Source organism: Chitinophaga eiseniae, from assembly GCF_012641265.1.
In the GTDB taxonomy this organism is placed as follows: Bacteria; Bacteroidota; Bacteroidia; order Chitinophagales; family Chitinophagaceae; genus Chitinophaga; species Chitinophaga eiseniae_A.
In genome coordinates this window covers 416308-438611 of sequence record NZ_JABAHZ010000003.1, presented here as the reverse complement: position 1 = coordinate 438611, position 22304 = coordinate 416308, and the positions used below count along the sequence as shown (strand labels likewise).

The following is a 22304-nucleotide window of genomic DNA, read 5'->3' as shown; positions in this document are numbered from 1 at the left end:
GGCTTCCTTTTCAGGAGGCCTTCTCTATTTTTGACCAGATATGAAGAAGAGTTGGTTACTATTAGTCTGCGCGGTAGGTTTATATACCAGCGCCCTGGCGCAGGACACGATTCCTGATGCCAAACGTATCCAGGGAATTGTAAATTACCTGGCATCCGATAAGCTCAAAGGCAGGGGTACTGCGGAAAAAGGTGGACTGAAAGCTAGTCGCTTTGTAGCAAAACAGTTTAAAGAGCTGGGGCTGAAAGCCGTAAATGGCAACAGTTATTTCCAGGATTTTACATTTAATAAAAACGCCCATAAGGACATCCCGAGCCGGAATGTGATTGGATTCCTGGATAACGGCGCTGCCCGTACGATTATCATTGGTGCTCACTACGATCACCTCGGTACGGCTGCTTTGTTTGATGGTAAATATCCCGTTGGCCAGATCCATAACGGGGCCGACGACAATGCCTCCGGTGTAGCGGGATTGCTGGAGCTGGCCCGTTACTATGTGAATAACCATACCCGGGAGCCATTTAATTTTCTCTTTATTGCCTTTGGCGGCGAGGAGCTGGGCTTACAGGGGTCTAAGTATTATACCGCGCATCCGTTGATGCCCCTGGATAAAGTACATTTTATGCTGAATATGGATATGATTGGACGCTACAACCCCGAAAGAGGTATCGGTATTGGCGGTCATGGCAGCGCACAGGAATGGCCAGCTGTTTTTAAAGACGTACAGCAGCCTGGTATTAAATTCTTCACAGATGCAGCAGGAAAAGGAGCTTCAGACCATCATAACTTTTATGTGAATGGGGTGCCGGTGATGTTTTTCCATACAGGTGGTCATGATGACTATCACAAGCCAACCGATGATGCGCCTAAGTTACAGGCTGCCGCGGAAGCAAATATTATCCGGTTGGAAATACAATTGATTAATCGCGCTATGACTTTCCCGGAGTTACATTACGTAGGGGAGAAGCAATCATAGTACTTCCACTAATTCTACCTCGTATACGGGGCTAAAAAGATACCATCGCTGCGAGGCTACTTCTTCGCAGCGATATCTTTTCCGGATCCGGGCTCCCCGGCGGAATACGCGTCCGTCTTTCGTTTTGAAGAGACCACCGAGCGGTACCTGTTCTACAAAAAAGTGATTTTCTTTCTGGCGATCGTAGTTTTTGAGTACCCGTAGCAGGTTTTCATCTGCGCAGGAACTGGCGGCCGGATTAGCCATACTTTGACGCACGGCTTTTTCCACATCGGTAGGCAGCAGGCTTTTGCCTACAAATCCATGTAAGATATAACTGAATTCCTGTTTCCACTCTTTACCATGTGCGGCTACGCGGTTCGCATATTTATTAAAAGTGGTCAGGTGGGCAATTTCATGCAGTAAAGTAAGGAGAAAGGAATACTTGTTCAGCGAACCGTTTACGCTGATCCGATGTCCTTTGCCCTGTCCATCCGGGTGGCGGTAGTCGCCCAGGATGCTGGACCTTTCCCGGGTAATGGTGAGGTGTACCTTATAGGTAGTGAGAAACTCCATTACCTGTCCGAAAGTACCTTCGGGTAAGTAGGACGCTAAAGTATTTAATGGCGCCTCTTTTTTCAAATGGATTATTTTTTAAGCCTGGTTAGCCGGAAGAGGCTGAGTGTTTCAAAAACAGTATATACCAGGTAAAGGAATAACAATGCGAAAACGGTCAGCTTGCTGACGTTGGGCCGATACATCAGCACATACACCGCAACGCCGATGACACAAAGGAAAAGTTTGGCAAGGGTGGCACCGTAAACGGCCCGGATAAATGCGTTGTGATTGGAAGAAGCGAGTCCCTGGCGACTTATCAGGTAAGACACCAGGGATATAATGGCCATAATCAGGTTACCAGCCATCAGTACGTTTACATGTGTACCGATATCCAGCAACCTGGGTTTAAATATGATGAGAAGTCCGTTTAAAATTCCAAAAACTGCGAATAATCGAATAAAAAATCTATCACTCATGCCTGCGGGTGTCTTTTATAATTTGCCACAAAAGTATGGCTAATGCAATTAAAGAAAAAATGATAAGGAACACAGGAAACCGCCAGCCTATACGCTGGTCAATTTTATATCCCACAAACACCCCTAATCCCAGCGTAGCCATCATTTGGAAGGCCAGGCCGGCATAGCGTAATAGCGTTTTACGGCTATCATCGTTATTATTCTGCTTCCTGGAGGACGGATTTTCCATGTTTCAGATTATCTGCTGGCTGCTGATCGTCCATATAGCAACGGCCATTGAACTTCGCAGTAGGCTCCATTTCAAAATGTGCAGTATACACATCGCCTTTCACTAAAGCATTGCCCTTTAAAAACAACAGCTCTTCTACTTTGATAATGCCTGTCACTTTACCCAGGATGTCAGCGCTCTGGCATACCAGGTCGCCGGTAATATCGCCTTCCGGACCTACCACTATTTTAGCTTTGGTAGATACCAGGCCATTTACCTGGCCGTCAATTCTAATGTCTCCTTCGCATACTATATCACCCTGGATAGTAGTACCATTACCGATAATGTTAACCGTAGAGGTAGGCAACATGGTCTTATTGTCGCCTTTTGATTTTTGATTGCTGTTAAACATAGGGAGTCAGGTTTTTCAAGTTTAGTGATGTAATATAAATAAAATATGAAATATTTTGATATTTATGTGTTTAGACACTTTATGCACACATTCCCGCACGCTCATCCTCGCATATTAAATAATAAAACAACCAAATAGTGACTAGTAGGTACTGTTGTCTACAGTAGGGACTTTCAGCATAGTGGTGTCCAGTTTTCCGGTAAATTCACCGTTGATCACCTGCTTGATATTGTTCAGATACTGGTCCCGGGCATTAATCGCCGTTTCCAGTGAGTCGGCACGCATTTTTAAATGAATAAATTCCTTGCGCTGCTTCAGGTCTCCATAGCCGGGAATATAATAGCGCAAAGGGGTAAATACAACCGTTGCTACGGTAATAGCCACCAGGAGTACAAAAAGGGTACTGAAGGCAATGTACACACTCATACGGGAGAGTTTGAACGAGGTCACTTCTTCATAGGTGTCGTCATTCATAATTACCAAACGGTACTTATGACTGAGTTTTTCCAGGTTTCTTCTGTTGTTTTTATTCCCCTTCTTGGCCATGTTTGTGTTACTACTTAAAGAAATCGATCCTTTTAAGGCGGGCTAAAGTTAATCATTATTGTAAAACTCAAAATAGTGTTTTGTGGATTGTGCCGTGAAATGAACATTTTTCTTTGAGAACCAGCGGCTTAAAAAATTATACACCGTGGAAAAAGTACGGACCACTTCTTCCCAACGCTCGTTCAATCAACTATTTTATACTATCTTTAAAATATTTTTTCAAACTATAAGTTATATATATTTAGCCTATACACCCTGGCATCCATGAATTGCATCAAACTGCTTCTTAAATATCTGGGAATAATTGTATTGTCATTTTGCCTGGGTTTGCCGGCGGTCTGGGCACAGAACAGACCCCAAAATAGACCATCGCAAACAAACTACCAGAATCAGACTCCAAGTCCCGGCAATCAGCAACAAAGGCCTGCTGCCAAACCCCTTTTTAAACCCCGGGAAAATCATGTGGTACAGGATCGACGCCCCCCTTCAGAAGTAATGCTGGAGAAAAAGAAATGGACCTGGAAAAGACGATTTTTCCAGAATATGGCTACCCGGTTTAACTATTACTTTCACGCTAAAGTGAAGCTGGACCGCGTGGTAAAGTCGGCTAACCGCGATGGACAGGATAATTACAACCTGCTGCTCCCGTTTTACCCCTATAGCCTCCAAAGCCAGGGCTTTAACAAAGGGGAGCTGGACTCCGTAATCGATAAAACCACCATGGCCGTTCAACTGCATGATCCTCGCGGAAAATGGATAGATGACTGCTTTCTGCTGATGGGACGGGCCTATTTTTACGAAGGCGACCTGGATAACGCCAATAAAACATTCCAGTACGTCAACATTACATTCGCGCCTAAAAGCAAATCAGAATATAAAACGGTGGTAGGCGCCCGGGAAAATGACCAGATTTCTATCGCTACCAACGAAAAAAGGAAAGGCTTCTTCGGAAGGCTCAAACACACCAAAGCACGTAATGACGCCTTTTTGTGGAGGGCCAGAACCCTGCTGGAACAAAAGGAATATGACGAAGTACAGGCCCTGCTCAATATCCTGCACACCGATCCTAACTTTCCTCACCGGCTCGACGGCGAACTGGCAGAAGTACGCGCCTATAGCAACTATATCCAGAAAAGATATCCCGAAACGATTGCGCCTTTACAGGAAGCCATTGACCTGAGCCGCAACCGGGTTTCCCGCGCCAGGATGTCTTTTATCCTGGGACAGCTATACGTACAGCTGAATCGTCCGGATTCCGCCCTGGAACAATTCAGGAACGTAATTGGCATGAAACCCGATCCCATGATGGATTTCCAGGCCAGGGTACAAATCGCTAAAACCAACGCCCAAACCACGGGCGATATCGCTAAAAGTATTGCAGGCCTCCATCATATGCTCCGGAAAGAAAGGTTCCAGAAATTCCGCGATGGTATTTACTATACCATGGGGACCCTGGTAGCGCCCAAAGACCCGGAAACAGCCATCGGTTATATGAAGCAGGGGCTTAAAATGCCAAGCGACAACCTGATGCAGCGCACACTCAACTATAAGGGCATTGCAGATATCTACTACCAACAACGCAATTACCCGGACGCAAAAAAATATTATGACAGCACGGCCGGAGTGATGACCCAGGACTTTGCAGATGCCGCTACTGTGAAAACACGTAAAGAAGTACTTAGCGATGTGGTAGCCAAACTGGAAATCATTCACAGGGAAGACAGTCTGCAGAAAATTGCCGCCATGTCGCCCTCCGACAGGAATATCTTCCTGACCAAAATGGTGGCTGGCATCAAAACCAAGGCAGCAGAAGAGAAGAAGAAAGCATCAGAGGAAGCGGCACATGGCCTGGATGCCGCATCACTTGGTATGAATGTGGGTGGGGCTTACTCTCCCAAAGACGAGAAAGGCGAATGGTATTTTTACAACGCTGCCAGCAAATCGGCCGGTTATTCCGAATTTAAGCGCAGGTGGGGAAACCGCCAGCCTGGCGATAACTGGCGCCGCAGCCAAAACGGCGTTGTCAACGCGGTCAATGGTAATGCACCTATTGAAATAACCGAAGATCATAAAACAGCCACCAAAAGCATTTCTCCGGATAGTTTAACTACAGATATGCTAAGCGCCGATCTGCCGCTTACGCCGGAAAAACTGGCTGCTTCCCAGAAGTCGGTAAAAGAGGCCTGGTTCGACCTGGGCAAACTGTACCATGATAAACTGGAGAACTACCCGCTGGCCATAGAGACCTACGATTCATTACTTATCCTTTTCCCAGATCATCCGCGTAAGCCGGAAGTATTGTATTCATTGTATGTTTGGCATAATAAACTGAATCACACTGCACAGGCAAATCAATATAAAACATTGGTGCTTAACCAATACGGCAACACCAACTTTGCCGATATTATCCGCTCCGGTGGCCTGAATGATGCCGACGGGCCCAGGAAAAAACAGATCAGCGCCCTTTATGATTCGGCCTATACTGCCTTCCTGAATGGTAATTATGACACCGCAATGGCGTTGAAGCAGCAGTCCGACAGTTCGTATGGCTTTAGCTTCCTGAAACCGAAATTCGATCTGCTGGAAGCTATGTTGATCGTAAAAACAGATACCGCCTTTGCTACTGATTCCCTGCAGCGTTCGCGCAAGGCAGTGCAGGCTGTGCTAACCAAATATGCGGCAGATGAGCCTATCCACACCCAGGCCCAGGCGCTGATGGATGCACTGGACCACCGGGCTGAATTGACCGCTTACCTGGCCAAACTGGAAGTACGGAAGAAAGATGCCAATGGGCAATTGCTGGATGAAAACATTACCATGCGGTATCCCTGGCAAAATCCACAGCCGGTATTGGCTGATAAAGTGAATGTGGCCACCGCCAAGGCACCAGTAGATTCTTCGGCTATTAAAGCCGGTATTACAGCCCCTATTCCGGGGCCTATAGCCACAGTGGCGCCGTCTAAACCGGTTACCCCTTATAAAATCACGCCTGATAATCCATTTTTCGTGGTGCTTTCCTTCCAGCGGGTGTCGAAGGAGCTGATGGATGAAGGGTTAGCGCAGTTTACCCGGTATAATGCCACCAAACATGCCGCCGATAAAATTGAGGTGGGCAGCTTCGTGCTCACCCCTAATGACGTGATGCTGATCTTCCGGTTGTTCCCGAACGAGGATAAGGCGCTGGCTTATTTCGATGAAATCCGTGATGAAGCCGCTGCTAACATTATTCCTAAGATCAGGCCCACAGAATATAACTTCTTTGTGATTTCCCGGGATAATTTTATCCTGCTCAACAGCACCAAAGACCTGACAGGATATCGTAAGTTTTTTACAGATAATTATGTAACGCAGTAAGTAATGTTATAATTTTAAATAGCTTTGTCGGTCAAACTGCCCTAAACAGGCGTGTTTATTGCAGTTGAACTTTATTGAAAAATTTATATATATAGCCAACGGATAGTAATAAATTGCCGGAAATTCGGAAGAATGAGGCAGTTTGGCCATAAAACAAATTATATAAGCGCATGAAAAAATCGGTGAAAATATTGTGGCGGGTGGCTTTTGGTATCTTAGCATTACTTGTTCTCTTCGTTTTACTCATCAACTTCCGCGTGATAGGCAGTATGCCTCCCATGGAGGAGCTGGAAAACCCAAGGGCAGCCCTGGCTGCCGAGGTGATCGCCGATGATGGAACTATCCTCGGTAAATATTACCAGGTAGATCGTTCCAGCAGTGATTACAACGAGATATCCAAAAATGTGATCAACGCGCTCATAGCAACGGAAGAAACCAGGTTTTACGATAACTCCGGTATTGACCCCAAGGGTACCCTGGCCATTCCTTTTTACCTGCTCATTGGTAAAAAACGCGGTTCCAGCACCATTACCCAACAGCTGGCACTAAACCTGCAAACGGATGCCCTGGGCAAACAACGTTCCGGTAATCCTGTTGGGAGAGCTTTCCAGAAGATACAGGAATGGATTATGGCGGTAAAACTGGAACGTAACTTTACCAAACAGGAAATCCTCACACTCTACCTGAATACCGTAGCCTTCGGAGATAACGTATATGGTATCGAAAATGGCGCCCGGACCTTCTTCAGCAAAGATGCAGGGCACTTATCCATTGAAGAAGCAGCCATCCTGGTAGGTATGCTGAAAGGTAATACCATCTACAACCCACGGCGTAATCCTCAAAATGCGCTAAATCGCCGTAATACGGTGATCGACAATATGCAGGATGCCGGATTTATTACCCCGGCAGAAGCGGCATCTGCTAAAAGTAAGCCTATTGTACTGCACTATAATAAGATAGACCATAACAAAGGATTGGCGCCTTATTTCAGAGAAGTACTGCGCGATGAGCTGAAAGGCTGGTGTAAACAGCATAAGAAGGCAGACGGATCAGAATATAATCTCTATCGCGATGGCCTGAAAATATATACGACAATTAACCCAAGAATGCAGCTGTACGCGGAAGAAGCGGTGGCCAAACACCTGGCAGTACTGCAGAAATCCCTGTCTGCACAAAACGATGTCAAAACCGGCAACATCTGGAAGAAATGGCCTAAGTACCTGGATCAGTACATGAAAGAATCTGACCGGTACAAGGCTATGAAAGACGACGAGGAGGATGATTCTACCATTGCCCGCGTTTTCAATACGCCTACCCGTATGAAGGTATTTGCCTGGAAGAGCTCTACAGAACCGGATTTGAACGAAACAGATACGGTCATGACACCGATGGACTCTATCAAGTATATGCGTGCAGTTTTGCAGGCAGGCTTTATGGCCATGGATCCTGAAAGCGGAGAGGTAAAAGCCTGGGTGGGCGGACCAGATTTCCGTTATTTCAAGAACGACCACGTGGCTAAAACACGCCGCCAGGTGGGATCTACTTTCAAGCCCTTCCTGTATTGCTTTGCGATCATGAATGGTTTTTCGCCTAATACGGTATTACCTAATGAACCGATCAATATCAATGGATGGACGCCGCATAACTCTGAAGGTAGCACTGGTGGCTCCATTACCATGGCGGGCGCACTGGCGAAGTCATTGAACCTGGTGGCAGCCTACCTGATCAAACAGATCGGAGCCAAGTCATTTGCGGATTTCGCGAAGAATAAAGTGGGCTTCAGCAGTGATATTCCAGCTTACCCGGCCATCGCGCTGGGGGCGGTGGAAATATCGCTGTATGAGCTGATGCAGGGGTACACCATGTTCCCGGCCAGGGGTATCAATACCAAACCTATTTATATTACCCGTATTGAGGACAGGAACGGTAATATCCTGGAAACATTTGCACCGGTGAAACGTGAGGTGATCAGTGAAAAAGAATCCTACACCATGGTGAAAATGATGGAAGGGGTGATAGCTCCCGGCGGTACTGGTGCGCGTATGCGTTCCCGTTATAATATCCAGGGCGAGATTGCCGGTAAAACCGGTACCACCAATGATAACACGGATGGCTGGTTTATGGGATATACCCCCAAATTGCTGGCTGGCGCCTGGGTAGGTTGCGAAAATAACTTTATCCATTTCAGCACCACCGCCATCGGGCAGGGTGCCAATACCGGTCTCCCGATCTGGGCTTATTTCATGCAAAAAGTATATGCAGATCCAACATTGAAAGTTAGTGCCAGCGATCATTTCCCGGTACCGAGAAACATGAGTGAAGATGATATCTATATGAATTATGATTCCAACGTAAAACCAGGTGCGGAATCAGAAAATGTAGGTAATGGCTCAGCAGATGATTATGGCTCCGGTGATACCAATGACTATGCTACGCCGGGCGCTGACAAACCTGAAAAGGCAGAAACCACTGCACCGGCCAAAGCTAAAGAAGAACAAAAGGATAAGCCTAAGGCAACCATGCCTGCACCAGCTCCTAAAAAGAACGACTAAACGAAAAGATATATCAAGAAAGAGGGCTGACTACACCGGTAGTCAGCCCTCTCTTATTTTAAAGGATTTTTGTATGCCTGATATTAAGCTACTGCTTTGTTTACCAGGGCAGCTGCTTCGCTGAGGAGGATTGCTGATTGTACTTTCAGTCCGCTTTCTTCGATCAGTGCTTTTGCTTCAGCAGCGTTAGTACCCTGCAAACGTACAATGATAGGTACAGTGATGTTACCGATGGATTTGTAAGCATCAATTACACCCTGCGCTACCCTGTCGCAACGAACGATACCACCGAAGATATTGATCAGGATAGCTTTTACCTTAGGATCTTTCAGGATGATACGGAAACCTGCTTCTACAGTTTGTGCGTTGGCAGTACCACCTACGTCCAGGAAGTTAGCCGGCTCACCACCGCTCAGTTTAATCATATCCATGGTAGCCATGGCCAAACCGGCGCCGTTTACCATACAACCTACGTTACCATCCAGTTTTACGAAGTTCAGGTTAAACTTGCTGGCTTCTACCTCGGTAGGATCTTCTTCAGAAATATCGCGGAGTGCTTCCAGGTCAGGATGACGCATCAGGGAGTTGTCGTCCAGGTTTACTTTAGCATCTACGGCAATGATCTTATCATCACTGGTTTTGAACAGCGGGTTGATTTCCAGCATGCTGCAATCCAGTCCTACGTATGCGTTATAGAGGTTGGTTACAAATTTCACCATGTTTTTGAACGCTTCGCCGGTCAACCCGAAGTTGAACGCGATGTTGCGTGCCTGGAAGGGCTGCAGGGTCATATTTGGTTTTACCCACTCTTTAAATATTTTTTCAGGCGTGCTGTGTGCTACCTCTTCGATATCCATACCACCTTCGGTAGAATACATGATAACATTTTGGCTTTTAGCGCGATCCAGCAGGATAGACAGGTAGAATTCCTTTACAGGGTTGGCGCCCGGATAGTAAACGTCCTGTGCTACCAGTACCTTATTTACCAGTTTACCTGCTTCGCCGGTCTGGATGGTTACCAGTGTACCGCCCAGTATATTACCAGCTATGGTTTTGATATCTTCAGCATTTTTTCCTACTGCCACACCTCTTTGTTCTGTACCACGGATCTTACCCTTTCCGCGTCCACCAGCATGTATTTGAGCCTTAACAACGGCAAATTCATTACCAAATTGCACTTTCAGCTGCTTATATGCTTCCGCAGCCGCTTCAGGGGTATCTACCGGGATACCTTCCTGTACCGGTACATTATATTTTTTCAACAGTTCTTTAGCCTGGTACTCGTGTAAGTTCATCGGAATAAAATTTGCCGCTAAAATAGGTCATTATGATTTAAATATAAAACTGCAGTCATTTGTGAATTAAAAAATAACTTTGCGCGGGTTGATTTTTAAATCCGACTTTTAACTAATGTATAAACAGATGAGTGAACTAACAGCAAAGATCACCGCGGCGAAGGAATATATCAGTAAATTCTGGCAAGAAGAGCCAGTAGCAGGCATTATACTGGGCAGCGGGTTGGGAAATCTGATCCAGGAAATAGAGCGCAGCATAGAAATCAAATACAGCGATATACCCCATTTTCCTGAATCGACCGTAGAGGGACATTCGGGTAAATTGATCCTGGGATACATGCAGGGAAAGCCTGTAGTAGCTATGGCAGGGCGTTTTCACTTTTATGAAGGATTTTCCATGAAGGAAGTCACTTTCCCTGTGAGAGTTATGAAAGCCCTGGGAATCCATACTTTATTTATATCCAATGCCGCCGGAGGTATGAACCCTGCTTTTAAAGTGGGCGATCTGATGATCATCCGGGATCATATTAACCTGCAGCCGGAACATCCGCTCAGGGGCAAGAATGAGGATACGCTGGGACCCCGTTTTCCGGATATGAGCGAACCCTATAGCAGAGCGCTGATTACGGCGGCCAATAAAATTGCAGCCGGTAACAATATATTTTTACATAGTGGCGTGTATGTAGGGGTACAGGGACCTACCTTCGAAACCAGGGCAGAGTATAAATACATGCACATTATCGGCGGCGATGCCGTAGGAATGAGTACGGTACCCGAAGTGATTGTAGCAGCGCATGCTGGTTTGAAAGTATTTGCCATGAGCGTGATCACCGATATTGGTATCCGGGAAGAGGAAAACGTGATCACCCACGAAGAAGTACTGGCTGCTGCCAAAGAGGCAGAACCAAAGCTTACGCTTATCTTTAGTGAATTAATCCGGCAACTATAAAAGCTTTTGTTACTTTCGGATGAGGCAACTTTTCATTTTCATAGCCCTGCTGTTTTTTTGCGGGAATCAATTGATGGCGCAGTACAACACTGGCCGCTTCGGTAATATGGGCGGTGGTGGAGGCGGCAACAGTAAAATGCAGCGGGACACGGCAAAGCATACACACGAACCGGATACCATCACAGTGACCTACCGTGTACTCGGTGAGCCTACCGATTATAGGATAGACTCCTCTGTGAACGATTTCCAGACAAAATACCTGCGGATACCATCTTCCTATACCACCCTGGGAAATACCGGTAGCGCCGCGTATAACATGATATACACCCCGCTGATGAAACCCGGATTTGATGCGGGCTTTCATTCCTATGATATATATTCCAATTCCCATGCAGATGCCCGCTTTTATCATACCACCAAGCCCTACACGGAATTGCAATACCTGGTAGGCAGTAAGCAGGAACAGGTAATAGGACTGTCGCATACGCAGGACCGCACCGAACGCTTTAATTTTGCCTTCGACTACCGCAAAATCAATGCACCGGGATATTACCGTACACAGAATACCAATCACGATATTTACCGGTTTACTGCCCGTTATCAGAGCAAGAATAAGCGCGCTAATACCTACATGAGCTTCTACTACAACAAAATTAACGGGGGCGAAAATGGCGGTATCAGGAGCGATACGTTTCTGAATGCAGGAGGGTATGGGCAACGGAAAACCATCCCGGTAAACCTTGGCAACAATACGTCACAGGCCTATGCGTTCTTTGGCGGCGGTAGCTTGCCGGTGAAATCCAGTTACCGGGAAACAGGCTTCCTGATCCAGCAGCAATACGACTGGGGAAGGGGCGATAGTATTCATGTGAACGATACGCTGGATATATATAAGTACGACCCGGTATTCCGCGTCCAGTATACTTTTAACTATCAGAACGATAGTTACCAGTTTATAGACAGTTCTCCGGATTCTACCTTTTACTTCTCCCATTATAATTTTTATCCTCAGAGCAACCAGGACACTGTGACAGCAAAACACACGTGGAAAATGATTTCTAACGATTTGTCGCTCATACAGTTCCCGATGCGTGGCAACCTGGCGCATTTTATTAATGTAGGAGCCAGGTTTGAATCTATTTCCGGTACCTTCCTGGACGCTGATATCAACTTCGGCAACCTGGCTTTGCATGGAGAGTACCGTAATAAAACCCGTAACCAGCAATGGGACTTTTCTGCCAAAGGCGAGTTTTACCTGATGGGCCAGAATATTGGCGATTATGCTGTTTCCGGGATGCTCAGACGCCATATCAATGATCTTTTGGGAGATGTACGCCTGTCGGTCAACAACGTAAATAAGGAACCATCCTACGTATACAAGTATTTCAACAGTAATAAGGATGCCTGGTATAACACCTCCTTATCCAAGGAAAATATTACCCAGCTGCAGTTTGCCACCGACAACCGTAAGCTGAACTATACACTGGCGGTGAACTATTTCCTGTTTACCAACTACACTTATTTTAAGGACTATACGCACAGCGCCCAGTATAATTCGCTGTTCAACCTGCTGCAGATAACGTTCAGTAAGAAATTCGCTATTAAGCCTTTTGCCTGGTATGCGGATGTTGCCTTCCAGCAACTACATGGCAATGGCCCGTTAAACGTCCCTGCTATCTGGACCCGTCATCGCTTTGCCTTTGAAAAGAGGCTATATACTAACCTGAACCTGGTAACGGGTATTGAGCTGCGTTATAACACCGGCTATTATGCGGATGATTATTCCCCGCTGAGCGGACAGTTTATTTACCAGAACAAGGTAAAAATCAGTAACGATCTGCCGGATATTGCCGCTTTCGCCAACTTCCGGATCAAATCATTTTCAGCCTATATCCGGGCGGAGAACCTGAATACTTTTATCGGTAACAACAATTTTGCAGCACCACTATACCCTTACAACAATTTCGCCTTCAGGGTTGGTTTAAGATGGTGGTTTATTAATTAGTATAAAGACATAAAGCATAAAGTAAAAAGCTATTATGTAACCTGGTTTTTGCAAATATTTAACATCGCAATGATCATGTTACATAATAGCTTTTTGCATTATGCTTTACGCTTTCGCCTTTTTCGACTATCTTTGTTGTTCAACATGAAACGCTTTTTTACCATATTATTTGCCATCCTGTATGTGACGCTTACCAGCGGATTTGCGGTAAACGTGCACTATTGTATGGGGAAACTGGCATCGGTGGAGTGGCTGGATACGCCGGCAGATTTTTGCCAGCAATGTCATAAGCCATCGAAAGGCATGGATTGTTGCAAGAATGAATTCAAGTTTTGTAAGGTAACAGCATCGCACCAGGCAGCCAAAGCGGTGCAACAAACATTGAATGTTACTACTACAGATATGCAGTTACCAGTAAGAATACTGCCTGTTCCTGCATTAGCTGTTGCCGCCACCTGGATCAGCGGTGATCGGCATGACCCGCCGGATCTCATTACCACCCCTATTTTCCTCCGCAACTGCACTTTCCTGATCTGATGCATACTGTATTCCGTTTACTACGGAGCTGTACAGTTATGACGTTTCTATTCATTTTATTTATTTAATCAGATCATTTATCATGAAAACAATATCCATTATATTGCTCGCACTGGGCCTGACTTTTGGCGCCAATGCCCAATTTAAAAAAGCCAGCGTACATGCTACGGGTCTTACCTGCGCCATGTGTTCAAAAGCAACCTATGAAGCCCTGGAATCACTGCCTTTTGTAGATAAGATAGATACCGACCTGGATAATACCACTTTCGTACTCACTTTCAAATCCAATGTACCGGTGAATATCGATGCTATCAAAGCAAAAGTGGAAGACGCCGGTTTTTCTGTTGGTAAGCTGGTGATGACCGCAAATTTTGAAGGAGTAAGCATTAAAAACGATGCCCATGTGGCTTTTGCTGGTAATACCCTGCATTTCATGGATGTGAAAAACCAGGTATTAACAGGCGATAAAGATATTACGGTGATCGATAAGGACTTTGTGTCTGCCAAACAGTTCAAAAAATTCAGTACCGAAACAAGTATGCCCTGCTATAAGACGGGAATGATGACAGGCGATTGCTGCAAAACAGATGCAACGGTTGCTTCCAAGCGGGTATATCACGTTACCATTTAATACTTGCCGGCATATGAAGAAATTTTTGATGATAGCAGTGGCAATCATGGCTGGCAACGGCATCCTATCTGCCCAGGAATTATACGTAAATACGGAGCCGGCGAGCAATATGCCCGCCCACTCTCTTGGCATACGGCTGACCAATAAGTTTTTTAATATGGAGCATTCCGGGGAAAACGGGATGCGTTTTGAGCCTGAAATCATGTGGGGCGTCAACAAGAAGTTGATGTTACACCTGCAGGGATATGCGTCTAATATGATGCAGTCGTCGGTTCGGGCGGAAGGAGGAAGCGTTTATGCAAAGTATCGCTTCCTGTCGCTGGATCAGCAGCATGCGCATTTCCGCATGGCGGCTTATGTACGGGGAGCTGTGATCGACAACCCTTACTACCCGGTGATGGCTGCCGGCACTCATCCCATGCGGCCCTATAATAACAAGGAGCTCGACCTGGAAGGCGCTACCTCAGGGGTAAACGGTGGGATTATTGCTACCCAGTTACTGCATAAGCTGGCATTGTCTACCACGTTGGGATATTCCCGTTATATGAATAACGTGAAAGATAATATCCCGGACGACTTCTCTCGGAATGCCATCAACTACAGTCTTTCGGCAGGTTACCTGGTATTGCCGGTGAAGTATAAAAGCTTCCAGCAAACCAACTTAAACCTGTACCTGGAGCTGTTGGGAAAAACGAATACCGATGGAGCAGGCCGTGGCTCCTACCTGGATATTGCCCCTGCTGTACAGTTTATTTTCAATAGCACCACCCGGCTGGATTTGTCGTACCGGGCGCAGGTGGCCGGCGATATGCCAAGAAATACGTTCAACTCTTTTTTAATCAGGGTGGAACACAACATCTTTAATATCAAAAAGTAGTCGATGCCTACAACAGATCTGTATATAAAAAATATGGTTTGCCCACGTTGTATCAAGGTGGTCACGAATATACTCACGGAACAGCAGTTGGATATCCTTGATATTCAGCTGGGAAAGGTAACGGTGAAGGGAATAGTAACAGAGCCGCAACAGGAAAAATTATCGGGGTTATTACAACAGGAAGGATTTGTACTGATCGACGACAGGAAGCAGCAATTGATAGCCGGTATAAAGAGCATTATTGTGCAGGCAGTGCATCATTCTGAATTGGATGAAATGAGAGAAAATTTTTCTACTTTACTGGCAGGGAAGTTGCAAAAGGATTATCATTATCTCAGCAATCTCTTTTCTGAAACAGAGGGCACTACGATTGAACAATATATTATTCAACAGAAGATAGAACGGGTTAAAGAACTGCTGGTATATAATGAGTTAAGTTTAAGCGAAATCAGTTATAAGCTCGGATATAGCAGCGTAGCGCATCTTTCGGCTCAATTCAAGAAAGTTACAGGTCTCACGCCCAGCCAGTTTAAGCAGTTAAAAGCGCCGGGGCGTATACCGTTAGACAAGATATAGCGAGAAGTTAGTTGTTTTAGTTTTAGTGTAAAAGAGGCTGCTGCACATCGCAGCCTCTTTTTAAAAAAATCTGACATGAAAAAAATATTAACCGGTTTACTTCGGATTTTACAATCCTTGTTTATGAAGAAGGATTGCTGTAAATAACCGGAGTAGCAGTGTAACCAGTAGCGAACGGGAAACGAATGTGAATATTTTACATTTGTTTCCCGTTCTTTTTTAATCAGGCCCATCCCGGGAAAAGCACGGCAGTTACAAAAATTTTCAGCACAGTATTTGTAAAACCCCTTACCTTTACCATAGCGATTTACTGCAGATGAAGAACAAAATTTTAATTATTAGTTTGTTGTGCGGATCTGGAGTGTGCTTGTTGTTAGCCTCTTGTGTGAATAAAAAAAAGCATACTGCCCCAAAACAAAAACAAATTGTAGCAAACATCAGACAACTCGACGAAGTGATCAGCGATAATATCACAGAACGGTTGTCGGCCCTGAAAGACAATGATGGAGAGCTGGAAGACAGTTTACAAGCTTTCCACCCCGCTGCTATTCAGGAATTTTACGGACAAGACAAGCCTTCCGGCCAATGGTCGAAGAATGGTGTGGCCAGCCCTGCTGCCGATTCTATGTTGATGATGATTCAACAGGCAGAGGATGCGGGACTTTTACCGGCCCAGTACCATGAGCCTGCGCTCACGGCTGCCTGGACGCAATTGCACAATGATGCAGCTGCCCAAAAGGATGCTGCGCTGTGGGCAAAGGTAGACGTATTGATGACAGACGCTTTTATGCGGATGGCGTCAGACCTGAAGTTTGGCGTAGCGCCGAGGGATAGTATTACCCTTCGAAAAGACTCCACCTTTACGGATGCACAGCTGGTCTCCAGGTTAAAACAGGCATTGAGCGACAACAGTATTACCGGCTCCCTTCATACGCTGGAGCCTACGCATGCCGGTTACCTGGCATTGAAAGAAGGAATACAGGCATTCAAGTCGAAGTATGAGCATTACCACTGGGACACCTTGCCGCTAAATTATACCGATACGCTGGCATTCAAGCAGCTGGTGATTAACCGCCTGGTACAAAGCGGCCACCTGGATACTACCGGCCGGGGCGCAGATACCTCGTTGCTGAAAGCCGGTGTGAAAGCATTCCAGAAAGCGTTTAACATCTATCCCGATGGCGTAGCCGGCAGGCGCACGGTTGTTGCGATGAACCGTTCTATGCACGACTGGGTGATGCAGGCAGCTGTAAACATGGACCGGTGGCGGAAGTTGCCGGATACGCTGCCCACACAATACATTATGGTAAATGTACCTGGCTATTTGCTGCGGGTGGTAGATAGCGGGGAAGTGAAGCTGGAATCGCGTGTAATTGTGGGCGCGCCGCGTACCCGTACGCCGTTGCTGAACTCCTACATGACCAATTTCATGATGTATCCCTACTGGCGCGTGCCTTACAGCATTGTGTTTAAGGAGATGTTACCGGCGATCAAGAAAAATATCAACTACCTGGCGTCTAAAAACCTGGAAGTAATAGATAAAGATGGCAATGCCGTAGATCCGGCTTCTATCGATTGGTCGAAGCTGAGCAAAGGGCATTTCCCTTATGTATTGCGGCAAATGGATGGTATTGACAACTCCCTGGGCATTATGAAGTTTAACTTCCGCAATAAGTACAGCGTATACCTGCATGATACCAACAACCGCGGGTTATTCAAGAATGCTATGCGTGCCATGAGCCATGGTTGCGTAAGGGTACAGCAATGGGATAGCCTGGCGCAGTTCCTGGTACGGGCTGATAGTATAAGGCATAGTGGCGATAGTGTACGGGTATGGTTGGCCAGGGAAGAAAAGAAGCAGGTAGATCTGCCTAAGCATATTCCTATTTACCTGCGCTATTTCACCGCAGAAGGGCAGAACGGGGAGCTGGTCTTCTATGATGATATCTATGGAGAGGATAAAGTAATGAGAAAGAAAATGAAGTTATAATAAGGCTTCAGCGATGAAGTCTAAATAAAAAAGCAGCGAAATTTTCGCTGCTTTTTTTATTGGAAATGTGAAGTATCGCTTATGCCAGTTTTGCTTTCAGTGCAGTGTCCAGCGCATCCAGGAATTCTTCTGTATACAGGTAGTGTTTACCATGTTCTACTTTGTTGCCATGGATACAAACAGCCAGGTCTTTTGTCATTTTACCACTTTCTACAGTTTCGATACAAACCTGTTCCAGTGCATGACAGAAGTTGATCAGTGATTGGTTGTTGTCCAGTTTACCGCGGAATTCCAGGCCGCGTGTCCATGCGAAGATGGAAGCGATTGGGTTGGTAGAAGTTGGTTTACCAGCCTGGTGATCGCGGTAGTGGCGGGTTACAGTACCATGTGCTGCTTCTGCTTCCATGGTTTTACCATCAGGAGTGATGAGGGTAGACGTCATCAGGCCGAGGGAACCAAAACCTTGCGCTACGGTGTCAGACTGTACGTCGCCATCATAGTTTTTACAAGCCCATACAAAGTTGCCATGCCATTTCAGCGCGCTGGCCACCATGTCATCGATGAGGCGGTGCTCATAAGTTAAGCCGGCAGCATCGAATTGAGCTTTGAATTCCTGTTGATAGATGTCTTCGAAGATATCTTTGAAGCGGCCATCATATTTTTTCAGAATGGTATTTTTAGTACTCAGGTACAAAGGCCATTTTTTCATCAGTGCCTGGTTGAAACATGCACGTGCAAAGCCTTTGATAGATTCGTCGGTATTGTACATAGCCAGTGCTACGCCATCACCTTTGAAGTTATATACTTCATGTTCGATTACTTCACCATTTTCACCTTCAAATTTGATCGTGAGTTTACCTTTTCCTTTGGTCACGAAATCGGTAGCACGGTACTGGTCACCGAAAGCATGACGACCAATACAGATCGGCGCTGTCCAGTTAGGCACCAGGCGTGGTACATTTTTCATAACGATAGGCTCACGGAATACGGTACCATCCAGGATGTTGCGGATAGTTCCGTTAGGTGATTTCCACATTTGTTTCAGGCTGAATTCCTTTACGCGGGCTTCATCCGGAGTAATAGTAGCGCATTTGATACCTACGCCTACTTCTCTGATAGCGTTGGCAGCATCAATGGTTACCTGGTCGTTGGTAGCATCGCGATGCTCCATGCCCAGGTCATAATATTTAATTTCAACGTCCAGGTATGGAAGTATCAGTTTGTCCTTGATGAATTTCCAGATGATGCGTGTCATCTCATCACCGTCCAGTTCTACCACCGGATTAGCAACTTTAATTTTTTCTGCCATTTCGGGTTTTTTAAAAATTAGATTAAAAGCAATTCTCAACAAATATTTAAGCGATCCCTTGCGGGATAATCACGAAAAATACAAATAGCTGAGAAAAAAACAAAATTAAGAAAGCATAAAGAAAGAAGCCTACAGCAAAAAGCTACTGTAGCGAATAAACAAAGCGAATTTTATATCATATTTCGCCTTGTTTATTCGCTACAGTAGCTTTTTGCTATATGCTGTAAGCGTTATGCTTATTACAGGTGCATTTGTTTGATGACTTCATCGGCAAACTCGCTGGTTTTAACCAGGGTAGCATCGTCCATCAGGTTGTAGAAGTCGATGGTTACGCGTTTGCGCATGATAGCGGTGCTGAGGCCGTGTACAATGGTTTCTGCCGCTTCTTTCCAGCCCATGTATTCCAGCATCATTACACCGCTCAGGATTACGGAGGATGGGTTCATGGTGTTGGTGTTGGCAAAGCGGGGTGCAGTACCATGTGTGGCTTCAAATACGGCGTAGCCGGTGTTGTAGTTGATATTGGCGCCCGGAGCGATACCGATACCACCTACCGCTGCAGCCAGCGCATCGGAGATATAGTCGCCGTTCAGGTTCAGGGTAGCTACCACAGAGTAGTCTTGCGGTGCCAGCAGGATCTGTTGGAGGAAGTTATCTGCAATAACGTCTTTAATCAACAGTTTACCTTTTGCCATGGCTACTTTCAGCTCTTTGTTGGCTTCTTCTTCACCGAGGTCTTTCTTGGTTTTTTCCCAATGTTCCCAGGTATACACCTTATCGCCGAATTCTCTTTCTGCCAGTGCATAGCCCCAGTTTTTGAAACCGCCTTCGGTGAATTTCATGATGTTACCCTTGTGAACGAGGGTAACAGAAGGACGTTTGTGTTCCAGTGCATAGATAATAGCAGCCCTTACCAGTCTGTCTGTACCTTCAATAGATACCGGTTTGATACCGAGGGAAGACGTTTCCGGGAACCTGATCTTTTTAACGCCCATTTCATTTTGCAGGAAATCGAGCAGTTTTTTAGCTTCAGGCGTGCCTGTCATGTATTCTATGCCGGCATAGATGTCTTCTGTGTTTTCACGGAAGATCACCATGTCCACTTTCTCCGGGTGTTTAACCGGAGAAGGTACTTTGTTGAACCAACGTACAGGCCTTACACAGGCGTACAGATCCAGTTCCTGGCGCATGGCCACGTTCAGGGAACGGATCCCACCGCCTACCGGAGTAGAAAGCGGACCTTTGATAGACACGAGGTATTCTTTCAGCGCGTCTAATGTTGCCTTTGGCAGCCATTCTCCTGTTTGCTGGAAGGCTTTTTCACCTGCCAGTACTTCTTTCCATTCAATTTTCCGATCACCACCATAGGCTTTTTCCACAGCTGCGTCGAATACACGAACACTGGCTTTCCAGATGTCGGGACCTATTCCGTCTCCTTCTATAAATGGGATGATGGGGTTTGCAGGGACCTGTAACAGGCCATTGTTCATCGATATTTTTTCTGCCGGCATAAAACGGTTTCTTTATGCGTTACGTAATTGTTGTAATCGCGTGCAAAGGTAACGCTTTTCCACTTAAAGCCCGGTCAAGTTTCTATCGTCATCAGGCAAATTTTCCACCGGTATATAACTTTTTGCTTATGTTAGTATTAATGTTATTTTGCTGCACATTTTTTTGCAACAACAAAATCGCAGACACCAGCATGACTCCCATCACATATCTCGCCCTGGGCGATAGTTATACTATTGGTGAACAAGTTGCCTACCCGGAATGTTTTCCTGTACAAGCCGCCGTCCTGCTCCGTGAAAAAGGATACCAGGTGGACAAACCTGTAATTATTGCTACTACCGGGTGGACTACCGATGAACTGTCGGCCGGTATTGCGGCAGCACATATTACGCATACTTATGATATAGTAACATTGCTCATAGGGGTGAATAATCAATACCGTGGCCGTTCTGTAGAAGAGTACCGACAGGAATTTACCACCCTGCTACAACAGGCTATCGCCTTTGCAGGCCATCGCCCGGCTCACGTGGTAGTGCTGTCTATTCCTGATTGGGGTGTTACACCCTTTGCGGCCGATCGTGACCGGGAGCAGATAGCCCGGGAAATAGACGCTTACAATGCCGTGAACAAAGCCATTGCCGTGGAGCAGCAGGTACAATACGTAGATATTACCCCATTTACCCGGGAGGCATCGAAAGACCTTTCCCTGGTAGCCCCCGATGGTCTGCACCCATCAGGAAAAGATTACCACCGCTGGGCCCTCGCCCTGGAACCACGGCTGGAACAGGCTTTACGGTAAATACCGACGTACGCTACATTCATCATAGTAAACCTAAACCAATGGAAAGCCATATCGTAAAAATCCTCGATGTTACCCCCGTAACACATAATGTCCGCAGGTTTACTGTGGAAAAGCCCCATGGATATAACTATATACCTGGCCAGGCTACGGAAGTATCCGTGAATAAGCCCGGATGGGAGGAAGAAAGACGTCCTTTCACATTTACCAGCCTCACTTCCTGGGAAAACCTGGAGTTTACCATTAAAATATATGATGATCACAACAGCGTTACCCACGAGCTGGGCCAGCTCAAAGCCGGCGATGAACTGATCCTGCACGATGTATGGGGAACCATTCACTATAAAGGAGAAGGCGTGTTTATAGCCGGAGGCGCCGGTGTAACGCCTTTCATCGCCATTTTACGCGATTTACAGCACAAAGGGCAGCTGGGGCATAATCAGCTCATCTTCTCCAATAAAACCCGGGAGGACATTATCCTGAAAGACGAATTTGAACACATGCTGGGCAACCGGTTTATCAACACCCTTACCGCCGACAATGTACCGGGGTACGACCACCGGACTATCGATGAAGCTTATCTGAGGGAAAAAGTCAGTGATTTCAATCAGCATTTCTACATCTGTGGCCCCGATCCCATGGTACAGCAATTAAAGGCCATCCTGGTAAAATTAGCCGGCAGTGAGGCCCTGGTAACAGTGGAGATCTAGTTTCACCGGTATCTCCCCAACAGGGGAAGTCAGGCCGGGCATTTTCACCGGTAATT

At 46.1% G+C, this 22304-nt stretch carries 20 protein-coding genes; 12 read left to right on the top strand and 8 right to left on the bottom strand.

The window, feature by feature from the left end; translation table 11 throughout:
- The first annotated feature begins 40 nt into the window (after positions 1-40).
- On the top strand, positions 41-976 hold the full coding sequence (locus HGH91_RS15655; protein WP_168739648.1) for a M20/M25/M40 family metallo-hydrolase: 936 nt from the start codon (positions 41-43) through the stop codon (positions 974-976).
- Here the strand turns inward: HGH91_RS15655 and HGH91_RS15650 are convergent.
- The 5 genes from HGH91_RS15650 to HGH91_RS15630 form a co-directional block, all read right to left on the bottom strand.
- Entirely contained in the window at positions 971-1597 is a 627-nt protein-coding gene (locus tag HGH91_RS15650) for a SprT-like domain-containing protein (RefSeq protein WP_168739646.1), read from the bottom strand. The two genes, HGH91_RS15655 and HGH91_RS15650, sit on opposite strands and share 6 nt — an antisense overlap.
- Positions 1598-1602: 5 nt before the next feature.
- Positions 1603-1989, bottom strand: a complete 387-nt coding sequence (locus tag HGH91_RS15645; RefSeq protein ID WP_168739645.1) for a hypothetical protein — start codon at positions 1987-1989, stop codon at positions 1603-1605.
- Entirely contained in the window at positions 1982-2218 is a 237-nt protein-coding gene (locus tag HGH91_RS15640; protein ID WP_145671569.1) for an AtpZ/AtpI family protein, read from the bottom strand. The genes HGH91_RS15645 and HGH91_RS15640 overlap by 8 nt, the downstream gene beginning before the upstream one ends.
- Positions 2187-2609 carry a polymer-forming cytoskeletal protein gene (locus tag HGH91_RS15635; protein WP_211092314.1) on the bottom strand — a complete coding sequence of 141 codons (423 nt, stop codon included), beginning with the start codon at positions 2607-2609 and terminating at the stop codon, positions 2187-2189. The genes HGH91_RS15640 and HGH91_RS15635 overlap by 32 nt, the downstream gene beginning before the upstream one ends.
- Before the next feature lie 141 nt (positions 2610-2750).
- Entirely contained in the window at positions 2751-3155 is a 405-nt protein-coding gene (locus tag HGH91_RS15630; protein WP_145671568.1) for a hypothetical protein, read from the bottom strand.
- 462 nt (positions 3156-3617) lie between these two features.
- Between HGH91_RS15630 and HGH91_RS15625 the strand changes: the two genes are divergently transcribed.
- Both HGH91_RS15625 and HGH91_RS15620 read left to right on the top strand, forming a co-directional pair.
- Positions 3618-6509 (top strand): tetratricopeptide repeat protein, encoded by a 2892-nt coding sequence (locus HGH91_RS15625; RefSeq protein WP_168739642.1) that lies wholly within the window; start codon positions 3618-3620, stop codon positions 6507-6509.
- 170 nt (positions 6510-6679) lie between these two features.
- The gene (locus tag HGH91_RS15620) at positions 6680-9061 is read left to right on the top strand and encodes a transglycosylase domain-containing protein (RefSeq protein WP_168739641.1); all 2382 of its coding nucleotides are present in this window, start codon (positions 6680-6682) and stop codon (positions 9059-9061) included.
- An 83-nt stretch (positions 9062-9144) separates the two neighbouring features.
- Here HGH91_RS15620 and sucC read toward each other — a convergent pair whose 3' ends face one another.
- A complete protein-coding gene (gene sucC / locus HGH91_RS15615) occupies positions 9145-10356 on the bottom strand; it encodes an ADP-forming succinate--CoA ligase subunit beta (protein ID WP_168739639.1) in 1212 nt (403 codons plus the stop codon).
- A gap of 127 nt (positions 10357-10483) precedes the next feature.
- Between sucC and HGH91_RS15610 the strand changes: the two genes are divergently transcribed.
- From HGH91_RS15610 to HGH91_RS15580, 7 genes are all read left to right on the top strand, one after another.
- A complete protein-coding gene (locus HGH91_RS15610; RefSeq protein WP_168739637.1) occupies positions 10484-11305 on the top strand; it encodes a purine-nucleoside phosphorylase in 822 nt (273 codons plus the stop codon).
- Between the two features lie 73 nt (positions 11306-11378).
- Entirely contained in the window at positions 11379-13310 is a 1932-nt protein-coding gene (locus HGH91_RS15605) for a putative porin (RefSeq protein WP_168739635.1), read from the top strand.
- A gap of 144 nt (positions 13311-13454) precedes the next feature.
- Complete coding sequence (locus HGH91_RS15600) at positions 13455-13847, top strand: HYC_CC_PP family protein (protein WP_168739633.1); 393 nt, start codon at positions 13455-13457, stop codon at positions 13845-13847.
- A gap of 82 nt (positions 13848-13929) precedes the next feature.
- Entirely contained in the window at positions 13930-14478 is a 549-nt protein-coding gene (locus tag HGH91_RS15595; RefSeq protein ID WP_168739631.1) for a heavy-metal-associated domain-containing protein, read from the top strand.
- A gap of 13 nt (positions 14479-14491) precedes the next feature.
- The gene (locus HGH91_RS15590; protein ID WP_168739629.1) at positions 14492-15355 is read left to right on the top strand and encodes a hypothetical protein; all 864 of its coding nucleotides are present in this window, start codon (positions 14492-14494) and stop codon (positions 15353-15355) included.
- A gap of 3 nt (positions 15356-15358) precedes the next feature.
- Entirely contained in the window at positions 15359-15931 is a 573-nt protein-coding gene (locus HGH91_RS15585; RefSeq protein ID WP_247651757.1) for a helix-turn-helix domain-containing protein, read from the top strand.
- A gap of 385 nt (positions 15932-16316) precedes the next feature.
- A complete protein-coding gene (locus HGH91_RS15580; protein ID WP_168739628.1) occupies positions 16317-17921 on the top strand; it encodes a murein L,D-transpeptidase in 1605 nt (534 codons plus the stop codon).
- 79 nt (positions 17922-18000) lie between these two features.
- On the opposite strand, the gene HGH91_RS15575 is transcribed toward HGH91_RS15580, so the two are convergent.
- Together HGH91_RS15575 and icd are read right to left on the bottom strand one after the other, a co-directional pair.
- On the bottom strand, positions 18001-19230 hold the full coding sequence (locus HGH91_RS15575; protein ID WP_168739626.1) for an NADP-dependent isocitrate dehydrogenase: 1230 nt from the start codon (positions 19228-19230) through the stop codon (positions 18001-18003).
- A 239-nt stretch (positions 19231-19469) separates the two neighbouring features.
- The gene (gene icd, locus HGH91_RS15570) at positions 19470-20741 is read right to left on the bottom strand and encodes an NADP-dependent isocitrate dehydrogenase (RefSeq protein WP_145671557.1); all 1272 of its coding nucleotides are present in this window, start codon (positions 20739-20741) and stop codon (positions 19470-19472) included.
- A 191-nt stretch (positions 20742-20932) separates the two neighbouring features.
- Between icd and HGH91_RS15565 the strand changes: the two genes are divergently transcribed.
- Both HGH91_RS15565 and HGH91_RS15560 read left to right on the top strand, forming a co-directional pair.
- A complete protein-coding gene (locus HGH91_RS15565) occupies positions 20933-21538 on the top strand; it encodes an SGNH/GDSL hydrolase family protein (RefSeq protein ID WP_247651755.1) in 606 nt (201 codons plus the stop codon).
- Positions 21539-21579: 41 nt separating this feature from the next.
- The gene (locus HGH91_RS15560) at positions 21580-22248 is read left to right on the top strand and encodes an FAD-binding oxidoreductase (RefSeq protein WP_168739623.1); all 669 of its coding nucleotides are present in this window, start codon (positions 21580-21582) and stop codon (positions 22246-22248) included.
- The last annotated feature ends 56 nt before the right edge of the window (positions 22249-22304 follow it).